At 49.2% G+C, this 19,610-nt stretch carries 25 protein-coding genes; 24 read left to right on the plus strand and 1 reads right to left on the minus strand.

The window, feature by feature from the left end:
• Positions 1-61: 61 nt before the first annotated feature.
• On the plus strand, positions 62-250 hold the full coding sequence (locus tag BLW33_RS03640) for a hypothetical protein (protein ID WP_090305204.1): 189 nt from the start codon (positions 62-64) through the stop codon (positions 248-250).
• A 12-nt stretch (positions 251-262) separates the two neighbouring features.
• Here BLW33_RS03640 and BLW33_RS03645 read toward each other — a convergent pair whose 3' ends face one another.
• Positions 263-454: a hypothetical protein gene (locus BLW33_RS03645; protein WP_090305209.1), complete on the minus strand. Its 192-nt coding sequence runs from the start codon at positions 452-454 to the stop codon at positions 263-265.
• A gap of 116 nt (positions 455-570) precedes the next feature.
• Between BLW33_RS03645 and BLW33_RS03650 the strand changes: the two genes are divergently transcribed.
• From BLW33_RS03650 to BLW33_RS03750, 23 genes are all read left to right on the plus strand, one after another.
• A complete protein-coding gene (locus BLW33_RS03650) occupies positions 571-762 on the plus strand; it encodes a hypothetical protein (protein ID WP_090305212.1) in 192 nt (63 codons plus the stop codon).
• Positions 759-908, plus strand: a complete 150-nt coding sequence (locus BLW33_RS14070; protein ID WP_176966609.1) for a hypothetical protein — start codon at positions 759-761, stop codon at positions 906-908. Before BLW33_RS03650 ends, BLW33_RS14070 begins: the two co-directional genes overlap by 4 nt.
• Positions 905-1,885, plus strand: coding sequence for a hypothetical protein (locus BLW33_RS03655; protein WP_090305214.1), 981 nt, complete (start codon positions 905-907; stop codon positions 1,883-1,885). Before BLW33_RS14070 ends, BLW33_RS03655 begins: the two co-directional genes overlap by 4 nt.
• An 83-nt stretch (positions 1,886-1,968) precedes the next feature.
• Positions 1,969-2,151 (plus strand): hypothetical protein, encoded by a 183-nt coding sequence (locus BLW33_RS03660; RefSeq protein WP_090305217.1) that lies wholly within the window; start codon positions 1,969-1,971, stop codon positions 2,149-2,151.
• A 145-nt stretch (positions 2,152-2,296) separates the two neighbouring features.
• Positions 2,297-2,677, plus strand: a complete 381-nt coding sequence (locus BLW33_RS03665; RefSeq protein ID WP_090305220.1) for a hypothetical protein — start codon at positions 2,297-2,299, stop codon at positions 2,675-2,677.
• Positions 2,674-3,174 (plus strand): hypothetical protein, encoded by a 501-nt coding sequence (locus BLW33_RS03670; protein ID WP_143032580.1) that lies wholly within the window; start codon positions 2,674-2,676, stop codon positions 3,172-3,174. Before BLW33_RS03665 ends, BLW33_RS03670 begins: the two co-directional genes overlap by 4 nt.
• A complete protein-coding gene (locus BLW33_RS03675) occupies positions 3,171-4,319 on the plus strand; it encodes a DUF2800 domain-containing protein (RefSeq protein ID WP_090305226.1) in 1,149 nt (382 codons plus the stop codon). Before BLW33_RS03670 ends, BLW33_RS03675 begins: the two co-directional genes overlap by 4 nt.
• Positions 4,320-4,332: 13 nt before the next feature.
• Positions 4,333-5,133 (plus strand): DUF2815 family protein, encoded by an 801-nt coding sequence (locus tag BLW33_RS03680; protein WP_090305229.1) that lies wholly within the window; start codon positions 4,333-4,335, stop codon positions 5,131-5,133.
• Between the two features lie 42 nt (positions 5,134-5,175).
• The gene (locus tag BLW33_RS03685) at positions 5,176-7,143 is read left to right on the plus strand and encodes a DNA polymerase (protein ID WP_090305232.1); all 1,968 of its coding nucleotides are present in this window, start codon (positions 5,176-5,178) and stop codon (positions 7,141-7,143) included.
• Positions 7,144-7,145: 2 nt separating this feature from the next.
• Complete coding sequence (locus tag BLW33_RS03690) at positions 7,146-9,569, plus strand: virulence-associated E family protein (protein ID WP_090305236.1); 2,424 nt, start codon at positions 7,146-7,148, stop codon at positions 9,567-9,569.
• Positions 9,570-9,891: 322 nt separating this feature from the next.
• Positions 9,892-10,209, plus strand: coding sequence for a PDDEXK family nuclease (locus BLW33_RS03695; RefSeq protein ID WP_090305239.1), 318 nt, complete (start codon positions 9,892-9,894; stop codon positions 10,207-10,209).
• Positions 10,206-11,591, plus strand: a complete 1,386-nt coding sequence (locus BLW33_RS03700; RefSeq protein WP_090305242.1) for an SNF2-related protein — start codon at positions 10,206-10,208, stop codon at positions 11,589-11,591. Before BLW33_RS03695 ends, BLW33_RS03700 begins: the two co-directional genes overlap by 4 nt.
• 156 nt (positions 11,592-11,747) lie before the next feature.
• Positions 11,748-12,089, plus strand: a complete 342-nt coding sequence (locus BLW33_RS03705) for a hypothetical protein (protein WP_090305245.1) — start codon at positions 11,748-11,750, stop codon at positions 12,087-12,089.
• Positions 12,089-12,307, plus strand: a complete 219-nt coding sequence (locus BLW33_RS03710) for a hypothetical protein (RefSeq protein WP_090305248.1) — start codon at positions 12,089-12,091, stop codon at positions 12,305-12,307. Before BLW33_RS03705 ends, BLW33_RS03710 begins: the two co-directional genes overlap by 1 nt.
• The gene (locus BLW33_RS03715; RefSeq protein WP_090305251.1) at positions 12,294-12,485 is read left to right on the plus strand and encodes a hypothetical protein; all 192 of its coding nucleotides are present in this window, start codon (positions 12,294-12,296) and stop codon (positions 12,483-12,485) included. The genes BLW33_RS03710 and BLW33_RS03715 overlap by 14 nt, the downstream gene beginning before the upstream one ends.
• Complete coding sequence (locus tag BLW33_RS13970) at positions 12,466-12,660, plus strand: hypothetical protein (protein WP_143032581.1); 195 nt, start codon at positions 12,466-12,468, stop codon at positions 12,658-12,660. The genes BLW33_RS03715 and BLW33_RS13970 overlap by 20 nt, the downstream gene beginning before the upstream one ends.
• Positions 12,657-13,157, plus strand: a complete 501-nt coding sequence (locus BLW33_RS03720) for a DUF1492 domain-containing protein (RefSeq protein ID WP_090305254.1) — start codon at positions 12,657-12,659, stop codon at positions 13,155-13,157. The genes BLW33_RS13970 and BLW33_RS03720 overlap by 4 nt, the downstream gene beginning before the upstream one ends.
• 137 nt (positions 13,158-13,294) lie before the next feature.
• Positions 13,295-14,191, plus strand: a complete 897-nt coding sequence (locus BLW33_RS03725; protein WP_090305257.1) for a hypothetical protein — start codon at positions 13,295-13,297, stop codon at positions 14,189-14,191.
• Positions 14,175-14,735 carry a hypothetical protein gene (locus BLW33_RS03730; protein WP_090305259.1) on the plus strand — a complete coding sequence of 187 codons (561 nt, stop codon included), beginning with the start codon at positions 14,175-14,177 and terminating at the stop codon, positions 14,733-14,735. The genes BLW33_RS03725 and BLW33_RS03730 overlap by 17 nt, the downstream gene beginning before the upstream one ends.
• A gap of 63 nt (positions 14,736-14,798) precedes the next feature.
• Positions 14,799-15,242 (plus strand): terminase small subunit, encoded by a 444-nt coding sequence (locus BLW33_RS03735; protein WP_090305389.1) that lies wholly within the window; start codon positions 14,799-14,801, stop codon positions 15,240-15,242.
• Positions 15,226-16,488, plus strand: coding sequence for a PBSX family phage terminase large subunit (locus BLW33_RS03740; protein WP_090305386.1), 1,263 nt, complete (start codon positions 15,226-15,228; stop codon positions 16,486-16,488). Before BLW33_RS03735 ends, BLW33_RS03740 begins: the two co-directional genes overlap by 17 nt.
• Positions 16,489-16,499: 11 nt before the next feature.
• Positions 16,500-17,948, plus strand: a complete 1,449-nt coding sequence (locus BLW33_RS03745; protein ID WP_090305261.1) for a phage portal protein — start codon at positions 16,500-16,502, stop codon at positions 17,946-17,948.
• The gene (locus tag BLW33_RS03750; protein ID WP_090305264.1) at positions 17,923-19,287 is read left to right on the plus strand and encodes a phage minor head protein; all 1,365 of its coding nucleotides are present in this window, start codon (positions 17,923-17,925) and stop codon (positions 19,285-19,287) included. Before BLW33_RS03745 ends, BLW33_RS03750 begins: the two co-directional genes overlap by 26 nt.
• Positions 19,288-19,610 lie beyond the last annotated feature (323 nt).

The following is a 19,610-nucleotide window of genomic DNA, read 5'->3' on the forward strand; positions in this document are numbered from 1 at the left end:
TAGTCCAGTGTGCGTGTGGGTGTTAATTTTAATTTAAGGTTTTGAAAGGAGGTGGGAAGCAGTGAAAAAGAAGATCAAAGAATTAGAGCGCCGAGTGAAACGGTTAGAGAGAATGATTTATCGCCAAGCAAATCAGGATCTTAAGGCATTAAGCGAATCTGATTGTTGTGCCGGAGATCTTTTGACAATTGAAGACATAATTCAGTGTAAGATGCACGAAAAAAGCCAGTCATTCAACATCGTCAAATAACTGGCTTGGTGCTTAGAAACCTTCGCCGAATACGAATTCCTCAGATGGATATAATTCTGAAGCAGCTTTTAAAAGTGCATCTTTTAAATCTGTTTCGACAAGAAATTCATGACGATCCAAACCTGCGGGGGCATCATCGCCATAAAACATTGTAATCTTTTTTGGAGAACAAGATTTATCAATGCAGAAAGGCATTTTATCCATGTTGGTATTCCTCCTTCCCTAGATTTCACCAAGCATGGTGATGATTTAAGTATAGCAGGGGAGGATGGGTTAGGCAATTGTCAATCGACTTAAGACTCGGAAAGGAGGTGAGCAAATTGAAAAATGAACGGATATCTGTCCCAGAAGCAGCACAAATGATGGGGGCGACCTGTGACTTCATCCGGGCCGCCATGCAATTAAATCTAATTAATATTGGTGTGGCCCTGAGACGTCCAGGTAAGACACGGTACACCTACTACATCTATCGAGACAAGGTAATTAAGTACATGGAAGGTAATGATTCATGAAGAAATATATTATCGCCACGGCCGCTGCTCTAGTGGTGGACTTGGCAGTCTGTTGGACACGCAGCACCCCGGCGATTGGTGGGGAGTGGCTGATGGTCGTGATGGCACCCGGTGGGGTGTGGGTTTGGGAGGATATTGTGAGATGAATGAACAGGAATTTAGACAGAAACAATCATTGCCATACGAGGCAAAGCTAAAACATGCGGAGCAACGAGCGTGGGAATTTTACGATGCCGTTGATAGTTGCCACGTAAGTGTCGGTGGATTGGATAGCATCACATTGCTTTTATGGCTAAGATCGATTGGAATTGACGTACCGGCAATTAGTGTGAGCCAACTCGAAGACAAAAGCATCCAGGAGATCCATAAGGATTTAGGGATAGTCCCTCTCAAGGCAATAAAAAGCAAAGCGACTGTACTTAAAGAGTTTGGATTCCCCGTGATCAGTAAACAAGTGGCTGGAAAAATTGCACTCTTGCAAAATCCAACCGATAAAAATAAAACGGTCCGAAACGCAATCATAACTGGAGATTGCGGAAAGCAAGGCGGTTATCGCAAAGGAACCCGAATGCGATTGCCTCAAAAGTGGTTGAATCTCTTTGGCGGTCCGGAAAATGATAAGTATGGAACAGATTATCAGACAGCACCATTTTTAGTCAGTAATAAATGCTGCTATTACCTCAAAGAAAAACCATGTAATGATTGGGCAAGAATACACAAAAGCAGTCCATATTTAGGGCTTATGGCATCTGAGGGCGGTCAACGTGAAATGGCACTGGTCAGGAATGGTTGCAATTATTATGGGAAAACAGTCACACGATCAGCACCGTTTGCGATTTTTAGCAGACAAGATTTATTGCAATTGGCCTTAGATTTAGAAGTTCCGGTGCCAAAGATTTATGGTGAAATTGTCCGTGATCCAGACGGAACGCTGAGAACCACCCGGGCGCAAAGAACAGGGTGCTCAATGTGCGGATTTGGAATTCACCTGGAAAAGCGTCCACATCGGTTTGATCGATTGAGAGAGGACAACCCTAAAGAATGGCATTATTGGATGTACGATGTCGGGTGGGGTGAGGTGTTAGATTATATTGGAGTCGGATGGGAGGATATTCCTAAATAAAAGCACCCCGGGACGTAGGACTCCCGAAGGGTGCAGGTAAAAATAGTTATCAACATTATACGACGAAATGGAGGAAAAAGCAAATGACACGAAAAAACAGCCGATTAATCCAGGATGTCCCACCTCATGGAACGGTATTCGATGATCGCTCTGAGGTGGAGCGAAATGAGGGGATGCCCCGTCGGGGCGGCGAAAAAACCCCGAAAGTGCTGGCCAAAAATAAAATGAAGCACTGGATCCAGGATCGGTTTGAGCGGTGCGAGTAATGACTAAAAAGCGAAAACTTACCATCGCTATCCGGGATATGATCTTTTTGAAAGAGCGGCATCCTTTCATGGGAATTTCCCTGGATTTAGCGATTGAAGCTCTAAAAAGAGAGCTGGAACAAACAAAAAAAGGAGGCGAGGGTATATGTATGGATTACCCGGAGTGATCGCCTTTAAAGGTTACCCTAACATTGAGGCCTACGAACTGCTCTTCGGGCCACTCGAGGATACCACACAGTACGTCATGACCAAACAAGATTTAGAGGATGTGGTTAGCAAACGGTGCGGGCCGTGGGTGTGGCACGCCCTTCAGACTGACGTTGAGGCTGAGCAAGACAGTGAAAGTGAACTAGATTCTTTATATGAGGAAATGCGTTTCTGGGAGGATACGGCCAGAGAAGCTGCAGAAGCCCTCAAAGAGCTGTCTGCCAGCATCCGTGAGCGGAAGAAGTTTACCGCATCGGCCAAAGAGAAGATTATCAAGGATATCGAGGATACCATCACTATTTTAGAGAAGGAGTTATGATGAAGATGAAAATTAATTGTGTGTTTGACAGTATTGAAGAAATGCAGACCTGGGCAAAGATGACCTGTGGGCTGCCCCTGGGAAGTGGCCAGCCTGTTCCGGTAGCCACTATGGAACAGACTTTCCCGACGGAGGCTCCGACGGTTAATCCACTGCCGGTGGACCTCGCCCAAGCACCCGCACCGCAGATGCCGATCACAACGGCTGCACCGGTACCGCCAATCCAGCAGGTAGCGCCCGTAACACCCCCCGCGGCAGCACCATCCATTACGCCTGCTCCGACTACCCCCCTTACGCCGCCGCCGGTGACGGCTGTGGCACCGACCTATACCATTGAACAATTCCAGCAGGCCATGGTTGGCCTGATCGATGCCGGCCGGCAGGCGGAGCTACAGGCATTGCTTCAAAGTTTTGGGGCAACCTACCTGACAGAAGTCAAGTCTGATCAATACCCGGCACTGGCTGCCCGCTTAAAAGAAATGGGGGTTACGGTATGACGACCCATGCCGTTTTGTCGGCCAGTGCCTCCAGTCGTTGGCTGGCCTGTCCGCCATCGGCCCGGATGGAGGCCCGGTATCCGGATACCACGAGCACCTATGCTGCAGAAGGTACCTTGGCCCATGCCATGGCCGAACTAAAGCTCACTAAGCACTATACCCCCATGGCTAAATCGGCATATACAAAGAAGCTGAATGCCCTAAAGAAAAATGAGTTGTATGCGCCGGAGATGGATAGCCATACCGATGCCTATCTTGACCGCATCCAGCAGATCACCTATGGTGCCCCGGCGGCGCCCATGGTGGGCATTGAAAAACGGGTGGACTTTTCCGCCTGGGTGCCTGAGGGCTTTGGTACCGCAGACTGCGTCATCTTGTCCGGGACCCAGATGTGGGTTATTGATCTGAAGTATGGAAAAAATGTCGAAGTGTCTGCCAAGGACAATAGCCAGTTAAAGCTGTATGCCCTGGGGGCCTATGAAGCCTATAAGCTGCTATATCCCATCGATACGGTGACGACTTGCATCATCCAGCCTCGGATGGATAACTACTCTGAGTATATCTACACCCTGGAGGAGCTGCTGGGTTGGGCGGATACGGTTAAGCCGATAGCCGCCATGGCTCATTCTGGAACGGGAGAAATCGTCCCGGGAGAGCATTGCAAGTTTTGTAAAGCAAAACCGGTCTGCACTGCCTATGGTCAGAAATTCCAGGAGGCAGAGAAGAAAGATCCAGCATTGATGGCCCCCGTAGAGATTGTGGCCATGTTAAATCGCCTGGAGGACCTGGTGGGCTACCAGAAGCAGTTAAAAGCCTACGCCCTGGCAGAAGCCCTTAAAGGTACTGAGATGCCCGGCATGAAGGTGGTGGAGGGACGGAGCAACCGGGCCTTTGCCGATATTGATGCCGCTTTTAAAAAGGTCATGGCCCAGGGGTACGCGGAATCGCTGCTGTATGAACGCAGCCCCATCACCCTAACCGCCGTTGAAAAGCTGATGGGCAAGAAAGCCTTTGAGGAAGTATTGTCTTCTGACATCGTCAAACCCCAGGGAAAGCCCACCCTGGTACCCGTAACGGATAAACGGCCACCCTTTACACCAAAGTCGGCCGAAGATGATTTCAAGGACCTTGTGGTCCCATTTTAGGAGGTAACAACCAATGAGTAATATTGTATTAGGCGAAGTCCGTTTTAGCTATGTCCATGTATTCCAGCCTTATTCCAGCCAACAGGGGGACCAGGGTCCCCGATATTCGACCACCATCCTGATTCCCAAAAGCAATGCCGCTTTGGTGCAGCAGGCCTTCCAGGCCATTGAAGCCGCCAAACAAGAAGGGGTGTCCAGTAAATGGAATGGCACCATGCCCGCCATGGTATCCTCTCCCATCTATGATGGGGACGGTACCCGCCCCAATGGGGAAGCCTTTGGCCCGGAATGCGCCGGCCACTATGTGCTGACCGCTTCCAGCTATCCCGATTACCCGCCTGAGGTAGTCGTGGGTCAGGACCGGCATCCTGCCACTGGGCAAAATGAGTTTTACTCCGGTTGCTATGGTTATGTATCTGTCGCATTTTTTGCCTACAACCATGGCCGCAATGGCATTCGCTGTTCTCTGGGTAACGTGTGGAAGACCCGGGACGGGGAACCCCTCTCCGGTGGACGGACGAAGGCATCCGATGACTTTGGGAATATCCAGGTTGCCGGTGGTTCCCCCTCCGCAGCACCGGGGGTGCCCCTGACCCAAAGCGGCTACGCACCGGGACAGCCTCCAGTTTATCCGGGACAGGTAGCCCCACAAGCGGGACAAGCGCCAGCCACGGTACCGGGTTATCCGCAGCAGGGGATTCCCACAGCACCGCAGCCTGCCTATCCAGGGCAGGCGGCCCCTATTTACCCCGCCGCACCTCAGCCGGTTTATCCGACAGCGGCGCCGACGGGCACCGATATTTTAGGACTATGAGTAAGGCCCTCCGGGGCCTTTTAGCACCATAAAGGAGGGGCTATGCAACAACTGAGCATCGATATTGAAACCTATTCCAGCGTGGATATTAAAAGCAGCGGCTTATACAAATATGTGCAGTCCCCCGACTTTGAAATCCTACTCTTTGCCTTCAGCTTTGACGATGAGCCCGTGGTAGTGGTTGACCTAACCGAAAAGGGACGGCGGCTGCCGGACCGGGTCATCCGGGCGCTGAAGGATCCGGGGGTTAAAAAGACGGCCTATAACGCTGCCTTTGAATGGTACTGCATCAATAAGTTTTACGAAGCGCCCCTGGAACAATGGTCCTGTACCATGGTCCAGGGACTCTACGCCGGTTATCCGGCAGGTCTGGGGCGAATTGCCCTGGCCCTGGGATTCCCAAAGGATAAGCAGAAGGACCGCCAGGGGGCTGCTTTGATTCGGAAGTTTTGTGTACCGCGAAAGCCGACAAAGAACAAACCCTACATCCGGACGCTGCCGGAGCACGAACCGGACCAATGGGAGCTCTTTAAGAACTATTGCGAACAGGATGTGGTGGTGGAGAAGGCCATCAGAAAACGCCTGGATGCCTACCCACTGCCAGAGCATGAACAGCAGCTATGGGTCATGGATATCTGGATGAACAGCCAGGGTGTGGAAATCGATCAGGATTTAGTCCAGGGAGCTATTGCCATCGATCAAGAAACCACCGAAGAGCTCATGGCCGATATGCGGCAGATTACAGGGCTTGATAATCCTAACAGCCCTAGCCAGCACAAAGCCTGGCTGGAAGAAACCACAGGACGGGTCATCCCGTCTTTGGCCAAAGGCATCCTGCCCGATTTAATCGACGCTTTTAAAGACGATTATCCCGAGGCAGCGCAAAGCCTGCGTATCCGCCAGGAGTTGGCCAAAACGTCTATCAAGAAATATTACACCATGGATAGTGCCTGCTGTGCTGATGGACGGGTCCGGGGATTGCTGCAATTCTACGGCGCCCATACCGGACGCTGGGCCGGTCGGCTCATCCAGGTCCATAACCTGCCCCGTAATTACATCGCATCCCTGGACGCGGCCCGGGGGCTCGTCAAAAAGAAGGATTCCCAGGGGCTCAAGCTCTTGTATGGCAATGTCCCCGATACCGTAAGTCAACTGATACGAACCGCTTTTGTGCCATCGCCTGGCCATGTATTCGCCATTGCCGATTACTCCGCCATTGAGGCCCGGGTGATTGCCTGGCTGTCGAAGGAAGAATGGCGAATGGAAGTCTTCCGGACCCATGGCAAGATTTATGAAGCGTCGGCTTCGGCCATGTTCGGGGTGCCCTTGGAGAAAATTGCCAAGGGGAATCCGGAATATGCGCTACGGGCAAAGGGAAAGGTGGCGGAGCTGGCCCTGGGATACCAGGGTGCTCAAGGTGCCCTGATTCAGATGGGAGCCCTTAAGATGGGTTTATCCGAAGATGAACTTCCCGACATCGTCAGACGGTGGCGGGAAGCCAATCCCCGGATCCGGGATTTCTGGTACCAGGTGGAAGATGCGGCCATCGGCTGTGTGGAATTCTGCCAGCCGGTGACCCTGAACTGCGGCGTAACCTTTTTCAGGGATGAACACAATCTCTTTATCACCTTACCGTCCGGTCGAAAGATGTTCTATCCCAACCCGGTGGTGGTTCCCGGGGATAGGGGCCGCAAGCAGGTCCAGTTTGAGGGCCAGAACCAAACGACGAAGAAGTGGGAGCTTATCCCGACCTATGGCGGGAAACTGACGGAAAACATCGTTCAGGCGGTGGCCCGGGATTGCCTGGCGGATGCCCTATACCGACTCTACCAGGCGGGGTATGCCATTCGGTTCCACATCCATGATGAAATCATCCTGGAAGTACCGGATCAAATTGCCGTCGAATGCTATCACCGTATCGAAACAATTATGTGCCAGTCACCAAGCTGGGCCCCGGATTTACCGCTGAATGCGGATGGGTTCTTAAGCCCCTATTACAAGAAGGATTAACCATGATTAATGATCAGAAAATAACCATATCGACGGGGCCCAGCCGACGCAGCGTGTACTGGTACCCCCAGGAAATGCTGTGGTCGGAGTTCGTGGCCCAGCTGGCAACGCCGAAGGTCACGCCGGAAAGCTTCGCCATTTATAAATCCATGCGTAAGAACCAGCAGGATGATTTAAAGGATGTCGGGGGATTCGTCGGCGGCCGTCTCCGGGAGAACCGCCGTAAAAGTGATAAGGTCTTAGACCGTTGCCTCATCACCCTGGATGCCGACAATATTCCCGCAGGGGGAACCGGTGCCGTTTTACAGGCGGTATCCTCCCTTGGCTGTGCCTATGTCATTTACTCTACCAGAAAGCACGAAGAGGCCGCCCCCCGACTGCGCATCGTCATCCCGCTAGATAAACCCTGTGCTGCTGAAGAATATGAACCCATCGCCCGGAAAATATCCAGCTATCTGGATATGTCCATCCTGGACCAGACGACCTTTGACGTCTGCCGGCTCATGTATTGGCCCTCGGTATCCGTGGATATGGGTAGCCAGTACGTCTATACCTATGCAGACAACCCCTTCTTATCCGGCGCAGGCATCCTGTCCATGTATGAGGACTGGCACAGCGTTGCAGAGTGGCCCGAAATCCCCGGGGCCATCAAGGTCCGGGAGCAGCGGGCGAAGCGCCAGGGTGATCCCCTGGAAAAGAAGGGCGTCGTCGGAGCCTTCTGCCGGATCTATGATGTGCCGGCGGCCATGGATCAGTTTTTACCGGGGACTTATGCCCCAACGGATATCCCCGGGCGGTATACCTTCACCGATGGGTCCACCGTCGGCGGGGCCATTTTATACGATGGCGGGAAGTTCATCTATTCCCACCATGCCACGGACCCCATCAGCGGTCTGCTCTGTAATGCCTTTGACCTGGTTCGCCTCCATAAGTTTTCCGATATGGATGACGGAGCCAAGGAGGGGACACCCGCAGCGGCTATGCCGAGTTTTACAGCCATGAAGGAATTGTGTGTGGAAGATCCTCAGGTCAAGGCACTTGTTTTACAAGAGAAGCACGCCGAAGCGGCAAAAGACTTTGCTGGAATTGAACTCCAAGCCCGGGGAAACACGACAGAGTGGCTTGTTAAGCTTAAAACAAACAAAGACGGCGTCGCACTAAAAACCATCGATAACGCCCTTATTATCATGGAAAACGACCCCGGTCTTTCCGGGCGATTTTACCATGACGAATTCGCTAACCGGGCAACGGTAGTGGCTCGGCTACCCTGGGAGGTTTCTGAAGACGGTCCCTATCGGTCAAGGGGATGGAACGACTCGGATGATGCTGGGCTGAGGCACTATTTAGAAAAAATGTATGAGCTAACCGGGCAGCAGAAAATCTTAGATGCTATGGCTCTTTACGCTAAGAAGCATAGACGAAATCCAATCAAGGAGTATTTAGCGCCATTGGTTTGGGATGGTATTCAACGGATTGAAACCTTGCTGATTGACTATTTTGGGGCGGCAGACACCCCGTATACCCGGGCGGTATTAAAAAAGGCGCTGGTGGCCGCTGTCGCACGGATTTGGCGTCCAGGGACGAAGTTTGACAATATGCCAATTTTGACTGGGCCCCAGGGCATTGGGAAGAGTACCTTTTTCAAGAAATTAGGTGGGGCTTGGTTTTCGGACAGCCTGCGAACCTTTGAGGGGAAAGAAGCTTGTGAGCTTTTACAAGGTTACTGGATTATTGAAGTTGGGGAGCTTGAAGGATTTAATAAATCTGAGATGGGCACCATCAAACAGTTTTTATCCAAGCAAGATGATATCTATCGGGCACCCTATGGCCGCCGGACAGAAGCCTTACCCCGGGGATGTGTGTTTTTTGGAACGACCAATGAGGATGACTTCCTTCGGGATCGAACAGGAAACCGCCGTTTTTGGCCGGTGAATGTGGACAGCGAAAACGCCACTAAAAGCGTGTTTACCGATTTAACACCCGATGAGGTGGATCAAATTTGGGCAGAGGCCGGTATTTTGTACACCCAGGGGGAAAAGCTCTATCTGGAAAACAAAGAAGCCGAAGGGGCAAAAGAAGCCCAGGAAGCCCACAAGAATGTAGATCCTAGGGAGAGCATGATTCTTGATTTTATTTCAAAGCCGTTGCCTTCGGATTGGATGCGACGGGACTTACAGGCAAGACGCGTATTCTGGGCCCAGGGCATGAAGCAAGAAGGTTTGGAAGAACGGATTCCCAGGGACCGGATATGTGCCGCTGAGGTTTGGTGTGAGTGCTTCAACAACGACTTAAAATATTTGACGCAGCGGGATACCCGGGATATCAACGGTATATTGATGGGACTTAAGGTCTGTAAAAAATTTAAGACGCCCACCCGATTTGGAGCCCCTTATAAGCAGCAAAGGGGGTTTGAAGTGTGCCTCTGATACAAAAATGATCTGTAGCCACGGCTACAGATTGACCCTAAAATGGGATGCCTACAGTTACTACACCATCTACAGATTCTACACTTAGGGTAAGAAATCGATACAGATTGTGTATTCGCCAAAACCCAATAAGTAGGGGGGATTAGACGCCAATCTACATTGTCTACACTTATATTTATATATATATATAAATATAAAAAAGGGATATATATACGCTATACGTATAGGTATATAAGGGAAAAAATTGTGCCAAGTGTAACCCGCATTTTAAATATTATTAAAAAGTATGAAATTTCTGGATAATGGAAGGAGTGCAAAAACAATGCTGGAAAAAGAATTGGAAGGGCTGTTGAGGGAGGAAACCCGACGCCAGGGCGGTCGGTGTTATAAATGGACGTCCCCGGGAAACACCGGAGTGCCGGACCGGATCGTTATCCTGCCGGCAGGGAAGGTGGGATTCGTGGAGATGAAGCAGGAAGGGAAAAAGCCCACCCGAAATCAGGTGCTGCAATTAAACCGCCTGTTAAAGCTAGGATGTCGGGTTTACCTGCTTGACCGGGAAGCGTCAATCAAAGAGGTACTGGCCGATATTGCAAAGGGGTGCTGTCCAGGTGTACGCTGGAAGGAGCAGCGCTTGTGATCTTTAAGCCCCACGACTATCAGCGGTATTGCATCAGCCGGATGCTGGGGGAAACCCATCTGGGACTTTTCCTGGATATGGGCCTGGGTAAGACGGTGATCACCCTATCGGCCATTAACGACCTGCGGTATAATCGCTTTGCTATTCGCAGGACCTTGGTCATCGCCCCAAAGCGTGTGGCCGAAGATACCTGGACGAGAGAAGCCGGAAAATGGGACCACCTGAAGATGCTGCGGATCATCTCGGTGCTGGGCAGCAAGCAGAAGCGCATCCGGGCAGTGAATACACCCGGCGACATCTGGGTAATTAATCGGGAGAACGTCCAGTGGCTGGTGGAGTATTACAAAAATGCCTGGCCCTTTGACTGCGTGGTCATCGATGAATTGTCCAGCTTTAAGAACAGCCAGTCCAAACGCTTCAAGAAGCTGCGCCTGGTGCTGCCGCATATCAGAAGGCTGTATGGCTTGACCGGGACACCGGCCCCCAATGGGATGTTAGACCTTTGGGCCCAGGTGTATCTGCTGGACCAGGGTGAACGCCTGGGAAAGACCCTGGGCTATTACCGGGATACCTACTTCCAGCCGGATCAGCGTGGGGTTGACCGGATTTACAGCTGGAAGCCGGGGGATGGCAGTGAGGACAACATCAAAGCGGCGATATCGGATATCTGTATCAGCCTGTCAGCCAAGGATTATCTGTCCCTACCTGAGCGGATGGACAACACCATCCCGGTTTATCTGGATAAGACAGCAATGGCCCGGTACCGGGAAATGGAGCGGACCATGCTGCTGTCGGTGGACGAAACCACCATCGATGCCAGCACGGCAGCAGTGCTTAGTAATAAGCTTTTGCAGCTGTGTAATGGTGCTATCTACGATGAGGATGGTCAGGATTATGAGATCCATGACTGCAAGATGGAGGCGTTACGGGAACTTGTGGAAGCGGCGTCAGGTAAAAGCCTACTGGTGTTTTACAGTTTCCGACATGACCGGGATCGGATAAAGAAAGCCTTGGCCAAGCAGAAGCTACGGATCGGGGAGCTGAAGACCCCGGCGGATATCGAAGCCTGGAACACCGGGAAGCTGGACGTCCTTCTGGCCCACCCCGCCAGTGCGGCCTATGGACTGAACCTACAGGCCGGCGGCCACATCGTCGTGTGGTTTGGCCTGACCTGGTCTTTGGAGCTTTACCAGCAGGCCAATGCAAGGCTTCATCGGCAGGGGCAAGAGGAAACGGTCATTATCCACCATCTGATTACCCAGGGCGGTATGGATGAACAGGTGATGGATGCCTTGAATCATAAGTGCTGGGCCCAAGACGCATTGCTGGATGCCTTGAAGGCTCGAATTAAGGAGGTGAAATCGGATGAAGACAAAGGATAATCAATGCAATAACGATCGATGCAAGAAGTGTAAATATAGCAGGACTCCGGGTGGCGCCGGTACTGGTATTTTTACCTGTGATTACATCCTAATGAAGGGTGTAAGTCGCGGGTGTAATGTGAAAGGGTGTACGCGATTCGAGAAGAGGGCAGGACAATGACACCGAATGGAAAATATAAAATGGTTGCGATACTGGTAGCCATTGCACTATTTGTTGTTGGGGTCTGGGCGGTAAAAGCCTATTCCGGCGGCTGGCCAACCGTTGAGACTCGCACCACAGTGTATGTGGTGCCGTGGCCGTGGACATTAGAGTGGCAGGATGGCGGCCAAAGCACAATTGAAGCCGGCAGCGATCTAGCAGCCGTGACGTCCTGGTTCGAAAAAGCACGGTGGGAAGATTGCTGGAACATAAAAGCCTTTTACCGCCTGGATGACAATGGGTGTATCGCTGCTGAGTTGGATTTGGTGGCGGCAGAATTTGCGATGGAGGTCAAATAATGGATGCTGTGAAATTTGTGAAGACGGCAGTGCGGGCATGTCGGATGTACCATTACCGGGGGTTGGGGTGTGACGGGAGCTGTCCGTTGATTTGTTTTTTAGGTGGTGACCAGGGGTGTGCCTTGGAAGGGCCGATTGGGCAAAACCCAGAAGGGTATGTTGAGCGCGTTGAAGAGTGGGGTAAAGAGCACCCTGAGGTGGCGCATGAACAAGATTAAAACAATCATCACTTGCCTGGCCATCGGATGCCTGCTGTCCATCATTGGGGTAGGCGTTGGGACTGGGCTGGCCATTGCGTTGGCGTTTGGATGGCCGCAGATGCTGTGGGTACTGCTTGGTGTGGCCATTGTGATTGCCTGGATTGTGTGGGTGGTGTATGGACGTTATCAAGATTGAGGACCTGGATGCCTACAAGCTGGCCGAGGGGATAACCCGGCCGGACAAGCGTTGCGGGACGTGTGGCCATCATGTAGATGGACGGTGTATGCGGATCCCATACAGCAACCGGATAGCAGATGGCTTTGAGGTGTTGGATGACAATGAGGCGTGTACATCGTGGAGGTGTAAATGACAGGAGAAGAACGGAAAGCAAAGGTCCATTGGCTGATGCGGTATCGCATTGCAGAGAACCGGATTGAACGGATGAAGGCTGAGCAGGAACGGTGGCGGCAGCGGGCAACGAGCATCACCCAGCGGCCGACGTACTTCCAGTACCGGGGGAAAAGCGACCAGGAAAAGATGACCAAGGAGGAGCGTCGGCGGAATGCCATGGCTCCGGTCATCATCCGGGGTGGCCGAGGGCTATCCATGGAGGATATCGTGGCGGAGATTGAGGCTTTGGACCATGATATCCAGGATATGGTTGATCGGGCGTTGCAATTGCGGCGGGATATTGGGCAGGCCATTAAAGCCTTGGCGGACGACCGGGAGCAGTTGGTGCTGTATTATAAATACTGTGATGGGCTTTACCTTGAGGAGATTTGCGTTAAGATGGGGTATTCGTACCAGCATCTATGCAGAATTCATAATCGGGCTTTGATTAGTTTGAAAATGAGTAATGATGAGTAGTGGAAGTGTTGTAATATGGTAGTGTAGAAAATCATCTGAAGTTCTACTCCATTGTGTGGGTGCCCTTACCCGAGGGTGCCCTTTTCTTTTGGCTGGAAACGGTGTATAATTATTGCAAATACACAATGGAGGGAAAGATGAGCATTGAAAATAGAAATATTGGTTTTTATTCTTTAGACTTTCAATGGTATAGGAAGGATGAATTCTTCTTCGATAAGGAGTGTTTTGTAGATTTGTTGACCTATATTCACAATTTATCAGAAGTTGATATAATACAAAATATTAAAGCATCTAATAAAGCTGTTTACCTGTATGATTTTGAATATTATAAACGAGATAATCGTAATCTAGTAAAGATTATTATGGGGTCAAGTAAATATAATCATTCTCCAAATTTAAAGTCAATTACTACAGGAGCTGAAAGGGAAAGTGATAAGAAACTCGATGAAGGGGAAGTAGAGAAGACTCATCTGTTGTGTGAATTAACATCAACAGAAGCATTTGTTGTATTGGAAGAGCGAAATGCAGGAGTGAGAATAAACGCAATTAAAAATTACTTAAATGTATACTTAAAAAAGCTTTTACAAGAAAAGAATGTTTCACCTAAATATAGAATAGAATGGGCAATTATACCAGAGGATGACTTTGATAAACAACTTGAACGACTAAACAGAGTTTGTGCAGTAGATTTATTCCTAGAGAGTGAGCTGTTGGGCAATGACAACCTTGGTATTATGGACCGAGTAGATGAAACAATCCAAGATGAAGTAATTTTAACTTATAAGGTAAACAAAGGAAAATCCTTAAGAAAAAATAAAATAAAGAGTATAAAAAATAATTTTATTGCAAAAGAAAGAACAATAAGAAGAATGAAAATAAGAGGGAAGAGTGAAGCCGGGTCGAATATAGTGTTGGATACCGAATTGCTCAAAAGAATAGAATCTGTTACAGCTGAAGTTGATAAGCAACGAGGGCTAGTTGATTCTTTTACATTATTTGCTAAAATGGAAGAAGTGATTGGAATTGAAGAATAAAATTGGTGAAAGCAAAAAAACGATAGGTAGATTTATTTATGCTGACTGGATAATTCCTTTTTCTGATTATTTTGAAGCTAATGATAAGAAAGAGCTAATGTTCGATATACTATGTCCTATAATCGTTGCAATAGTCGTGACAATCATTTCTAATAAAATCGGGATTGTTACTTTGGCAATCTCAAAGCTATGTGAAATTTTACCTAACATTTTAGCGATATTGATTGGGTTCAGTATTTCTGCAATGGCGATTGTTACTGCAAATCCAGAAAAAGGCGCGTATAACAAAAACTGTGGGGATAAAATTGTTGATAAAAAACCGCTGACCGTGTATAGATATATTTTAATTGCAATGGTCGTAACAGTTTGTTTAGAAATTTTTTCATTGGTTTTTGTGTTTGTGGTGTGTTTTATAAGAGCAATTGTAGAAAACAATTACTTGGATTACGCTATTCTTTTTTTTTATGTTTTTTTGGTATTAAGTATTCTCGCAATATTGGTGAGAGCGGTGCTATATATCTATTCAGCAAATTTTAAAATGTAATTTGATTCAAGCGCCGCCAACCCGGCGCTTTTTTAATGCCTGAAAGGAGGTGGTCTTGTGGGCATGACTGAAAAACAGAAACGGTTTTGTGATGAATACCTCATTGATCTCAATGGTACACGTGCCTACAAGGCTGCGTATCCATCGGTAAAAAAGGATATGACTGCTGCGGTAAATGCATCTAAGATGCTAAGAAATACTAAGGTTAAAGCTTATATTGACGAGCAACTCCAAAAAATCCGAACCGCTAAGACGGCTGAGGCCCAGGAGGTGATGGAGTATCTAACCTCCGTCATGCGCGGTGAAAGTGTGGCGGAGATTGTCGTTGTTGAAGGAACGGGTGACGGCTGTTCATCTGCGGCTCGCATGGTTAAGCATCCGGACGAGAAGGAACGGTTGAAGGCCGCGGAGCTTCTGGGCAAGCGGTATAGCCTGTTCACGGACAAAGTGGATGTGGCGGGTATTGGGCCGGTGATTATTTATGGCGAAGATGACATCCCAGACTAAGCCTAAACTATACCTACCCGAGATTATTGGCTCAGGGTATGGTAAGTTTTGGCGATTCCAAGGGCGTTACCGAGTGACTAAGGGCAGTCGGGCATCCAAGAAATCGAAGACGACGGCTTTAAATATTATCTACCGGATGATGGAAGAAAGGTATGCCGCTGCCAATACGCTGGTGGTCCGAAAGGTCTTTCGCACCCTGAAAGATTCATGCTTTACAGAGCTTAAGTGGGCCATTAATCGCCTGGGGGCAGCGGAAGCTTGGGTCATTAAAGAAAGCCCGCTAGAGATGACATATCGGCCCACCGGGCAGAAAATTTACTTCCGGGGCCTAGATGATCCACTCAAAGTCACATCCATAACGGTGGAAAAAGGGGTGTTGTGCTGGTGCTGGATTGAGGAGGCCTATGAGATTACCTCAGAGGATGATTTCAACATGCTTGATGAATCAATCCGTGGCGAGGTACCAGATGGTCTGTTCAAACAATTTACGCTGACGTTCAACCCATGGAACGAACATCACTGGCTGAAGGGCCGTTTTTTTGATGGAACAGAAAATGACCCGGATGTATTGGCCATCACAACGAATTACAAATGCAATGAGTGGCTCGATGCTGCCGACCTTAAGGTGTTTGAGACGATGAAGCTCCACAATCCCAGACGCTATGCTGTGGCTGGCCTTGGGGGATGGGGCATCGTCGATGGGCTGGTCTATGAGAATTGGCGAGAAGAGGCCTTTAGCCTTCAAACGCTACTGGCTGAAAAGCATCTCGATTCGGCCTTCGGCCTTGACTTCGGCTATACCAATGACCCCAGTGCTTTGTTTGCGGGAATGGTTGATTTAGATGCTCGTAAGATTTATGTCTTTGATGAGATGTACGAAAAAGGACTATCGAATGCCAGGATTGCTGAGAATATCACTGGAATGGGTTTTGCCAAAGAACGGATTACTGCCGATTCTGCGGAACCCAAGAGCATCGATGAAATTCGAAGCCTCGGGGTTCATCGAATCCGGCCCGCCAAGAAGGGGAAGGACTCCATCATGAATGGGATCCAGTTTATTCAGGGGTTTGAAATCATCATCCATCCCCGGTGTGTGCATTTCATCACTGAGATTGGGAACTATACCTGGGATAAGGATAAATTTGGGAATAAAATCAATCGCCCCATTGATGACTTCAATCATCTAATGGATGCCATGCGTTACGCCATGGAACAATATATTCAGAAAAACAGGTGGCTCTACTAGGAGGTGTGACCATGCTAAAAGAAAATGAGATAACGACCCTCATTGAGAAGGACCGGGGGAGTCAGAAAAAGCGTCACGCCCTGGAGGGCCAGCGCTACTACGAGGCGGAGAATGATATTTTGAATGTCCGCTTATTCTATGTGAATGAGGCTGGGGAATATGTTGAGGATAAGCATCGGGCGAACATTAAAATTCCCCATGCGTTTTTTCCCGAGTTGGTGGATCAGAAGGTCCAGTATATCCTGTCGGGTGGAGATTTTATCAAAACCGAGGACGAGGCCCTAAAAAAGTACATCAAGACTTACTTCGGAGATGATTTCATCGCAGAGACCCATGAGCTTCTGACCTATTGCTCCGTCAATGGGTTTGCGTATATGTACGCTTTTCGAAATGGGGATGGCCAGCTCAAATTCAATGCGGTGGATGGGCTGTCCGTTGTGGAAGCAGATGGCCGGTACACTTCAGACCAAAAGGATTATGTGATTTACCACTACATGGAACGCATTGACATCGAAGGGAAGATGGTTAAGCGCATCCAGGTGTGGAGTGACGAAGAAGTGGCCTATTACACCCAGGAGGACGAAGGCCGATTGATTCTGGATAAGTCGGTTGCCATTAACCCGAAGCCGCACTATGCATATGAAGAGGATGGGGAGTATTTCTCTGAATCCTTTGGGTATATCCCGTTCTTCAGGCTGGATAACAACCGCAAGAAATTTACTGACCTGAAACCCATCAAGGCCTTGATTGATGATTATGACCTGATGAGCTGCGGGCTGTCCAATAATCTCCAGGATACGGCAGAGACGTTGTATGTTGTGCGTGGTTTCGAGGGCAATGACGTTGGTGAACTCATTGAAAACGTGAAGGTGAAGCACTATATCGGGGTTGACCACGATGGCGGTGTTGATCAGGTGACGGTTCCGGTGCCATACGAAGCCAGAAAAGCGAAGATGGAGCTGGACGAAAAGAGTATTTACCGATTCGGGATGGGTTTTAATGCGGCTGCCGTCGGTGACGGTAACGTCACGAATGTGGTCATCAAAAGCCGTTATGCCTTGCTGGACCTGAAGTGCAGCAAGATGGAGCTTCGGTTAAAGGCCTTCCTAAAGCAGGTGATCCAGATTGTGCTGGATGAAATCAACAAGGCTAATGATACGGGCTATACGGTTGATGATGTGAACATCGAGTTTGACCATGAAATCATCACCAATGAGACCGATAATGCCCAGATTGAGCTTGCTGAGGCCCAGACGAAGCAAACCGAGATTACCACGCTTCTGAATACGGCGACGAAGCTTCCCGGGGATACGGTCCTTAAGGCGCTTTGCGATATCCTGGACCTTGATTATGAGGATATCAAGGATAAGGTGGATTTGACCGACCCGGCCCTAGATATCAACGCAGCCAGTGAGGCATTGGGAGGGATGATTGATGAACCAGCGCCAGAAGCAGGTTGAGAAACAACTCCTCGATAACGAGAAGGCCGCCCTGAAAGCGTTGGAGGACAACTATACGGTTGCTCTGGCTGACGTAAAGGCCAGGATTAAGGAGCTGATGGCCGATGAGCTGACCCAAAGTAAGATTTACCGTCTGGAATACCAGCGGAATCTTGAACGGCAAATCAAGGCGATTTTAGGTGTTTTAGAATCGGGCAATGTCAAGACAGTGAATGATTATCTGAAGCTGTGCTATGAGGATGGATTCATTGGGACGCTGTATGATATTTCTGGAGACGGTACCGAGATGGTCCTGCCAATCAATCAGGACCAGGTGGCATCCTCAGTCACCCGGCCGACCGAGAGCGTGAAGCTGTCGAAACGGCTGTACAATGATGTGGCCCAGCTCCAAAAGGATGTTGTGGCGGAGATGTCCCGGGGGTTATCTCAGAATCTCAGTTATCGGGATATTGCCATCAACCTGGCCAATGTGACGGAGGCATCGCTCAAGCGGGCCTACCGGATTGCCAGGACCGAGGGTCACCGGGTGCAAAATGAGGCAAAGCTTGATAGTATGCACGCTGCCCGGGATGCGGGCGCCGACATCGTGAAGATGTGGGATGCTACCATGGACGGGAAGACCCGGCCGGATCATGTGATCCTGGATGGCCAAATCCGGGAGCTGGATGAGCCATTCACCGTGAATGGTCATGAGGCCATGGCTCCAGGGCACTTTGGTTTGGCCAATGAAGATGTGCACTGCCGATGCGTGATGCTACAGCAGCCACGATGGGCCCTGGAAGGTGAACGGCTCAAGCGGGACCAGGATGCCCGGGAGATTGTGAGCACTGAGGATGAAAGCTATAAGGCGTGGAAAGAGGACTACTTGCAAATGAACTTACAGCTTTTTGGTGAGGATAAGCAGACAGGTGCAATGAAAAATGCTATAATTGACGAATCAAAAGAAAGTGGAAAAATTGAAGTGCATACTATTGGCAAGATTGATAAATCAATTTATAGCGTTGTAACGCCGGATATCCGAACGGATGAGGTTATTATAACAGATGAGCGTATCCAGCATATTAAGGATGGGCATCCCAATGACTATGAGCGGTACTATATGTTCTTAAAAGAAGTTGTCGAATCGCCAGATTATATCATAGAATCGAACAAGCCCAGCACAGCGTTGGTTTTAAAAGAGTTTCTTGACGCGGACGGAGAACAGTTTAAAACAATTCTTCGACTTCAGACATCGACAGACAATCCTGCCTTCAAAAATTCGATTATTACGTTCATGAAGATTAACAATAAAGAATGGAGCCGTTTGTTAAGAAATAAGACAATTCTTTACAAGAAATAGCAATAGTGATATAATACTAGTACAAAGAAAGGGCATTTGAGGTGGAAGACTTCGTACCCGTCCACACGCCGATGGCTTGACAGGGAAAACCCGAGAGACGCAGGAGAATGGTACGCCTGCCAAATGCCCTTTTTATAGAGAAAATGTAACCACTCAGAGATGGGTGGTTTTTTTATGTAAAAAAGTACTGGAGGTAGCAATGACAAGGTTTCTGAGTCGAATTAAAAAGTTTGTTGGGATACAAGGTCCCGCAAGTCGGTATTAATCGGTTCTAAATGGATTGCCCTGGACACGGCGTTAAAAGGTCTTATTTTTATGTCAAT

This window comes from Eubacterium aggregans (genome assembly GCF_900107815.1).
GTDB classification, from domain to species: Bacteria; Bacillota; Clostridia; order Eubacteriales; family Eubacteriaceae; genus Eubacterium_O; species Eubacterium_O aggregans.

Bases quoted from the DNA above. Each gene is read 5' to 3' on its own strand.
- BLW33_RS03685 (WP_090305232.1), top strand. From the start codon at position 5,176: ATGCAACAACTGAGCATCGATATTGAAACCTATTCCAGCGTGGATATT.
- BLW33_RS03745 (WP_090305261.1), top strand. From the start codon at position 16,500: ATGCTAAAAGAAAATGAGATAACGACCCTCATTGAGAAGGACCGGGGG.
- BLW33_RS03655 (WP_090305214.1), top strand. From the start codon at position 905: ATGAATGAACAGGAATTTAGACAGAAACAATCATTGCCATACGAGGCA.
- BLW33_RS03750 (WP_090305264.1), top strand. From the start codon at position 17,923: ATGAACCAGCGCCAGAAGCAGGTTGAGAAACAACTCCTCGATAACGAG.
- BLW33_RS03720 (WP_090305254.1), top strand. From the start codon at position 12,657: ATGACAGGAGAAGAACGGAAAGCAAAGGTCCATTGGCTGATGCGGTAT.
- BLW33_RS03670 (WP_143032580.1), top strand. From the start codon at position 2,674: ATGATGAAGATGAAAATTAATTGTGTGTTTGACAGTATTGAAGAAATG.
- BLW33_RS03695 (WP_090305239.1), top strand. From the start codon at position 9,892: ATGCTGGAAAAAGAATTGGAAGGGCTGTTGAGGGAGGAAACCCGACGC.
- BLW33_RS03690 (WP_090305236.1), top strand. From the start codon at position 7,146: ATGATTAATGATCAGAAAATAACCATATCGACGGGGCCCAGCCGACGC.
- BLW33_RS03705 (WP_090305245.1), top strand. From the start codon at position 11,748: ATGACACCGAATGGAAAATATAAAATGGTTGCGATACTGGTAGCCATT.
- BLW33_RS03645 (WP_090305209.1), bottom strand. From the start codon at position 454: ATGGATAAAATGCCTTTCTGCATTGATAAATCTTGTTCTCCAAAAAAG.
- BLW33_RS03725 (WP_090305257.1), top strand. From the start codon at position 13,295: ATGAGCATTGAAAATAGAAATATTGGTTTTTATTCTTTAGACTTTCAA.
- BLW33_RS03710 (WP_090305248.1), top strand. From the start codon at position 12,089: ATGGATGCTGTGAAATTTGTGAAGACGGCAGTGCGGGCATGTCGGATG.
- BLW33_RS13970 (WP_143032581.1), top strand. From the start codon at position 12,466: ATGGACGTTATCAAGATTGAGGACCTGGATGCCTACAAGCTGGCCGAG.
- BLW33_RS03665 (WP_090305220.1), top strand. From the start codon at position 2,297: ATGTATGGATTACCCGGAGTGATCGCCTTTAAAGGTTACCCTAACATT.
- BLW33_RS03715 (WP_090305251.1), top strand. From the start codon at position 12,294: ATGAACAAGATTAAAACAATCATCACTTGCCTGGCCATCGGATGCCTG.
- BLW33_RS03740 (WP_090305386.1), top strand. From the start codon at position 15,226: ATGACATCCCAGACTAAGCCTAAACTATACCTACCCGAGATTATTGGC.
- BLW33_RS03675 (WP_090305226.1), top strand. From the start codon at position 3,171: ATGACGACCCATGCCGTTTTGTCGGCCAGTGCCTCCAGTCGTTGGCTG.
- BLW33_RS03660 (WP_090305217.1), top strand. From the start codon at position 1,969: ATGACACGAAAAAACAGCCGATTAATCCAGGATGTCCCACCTCATGGA.
- BLW33_RS03735 (WP_090305389.1), top strand. From the start codon at position 14,799: ATGACTGAAAAACAGAAACGGTTTTGTGATGAATACCTCATTGATCTC.
- BLW33_RS14070 (WP_176966609.1), top strand. From the start codon at position 759: ATGAAGAAATATATTATCGCCACGGCCGCTGCTCTAGTGGTGGACTTG.
- BLW33_RS03680 (WP_090305229.1), top strand. From the start codon at position 4,333: ATGAGTAATATTGTATTAGGCGAAGTCCGTTTTAGCTATGTCCATGTA.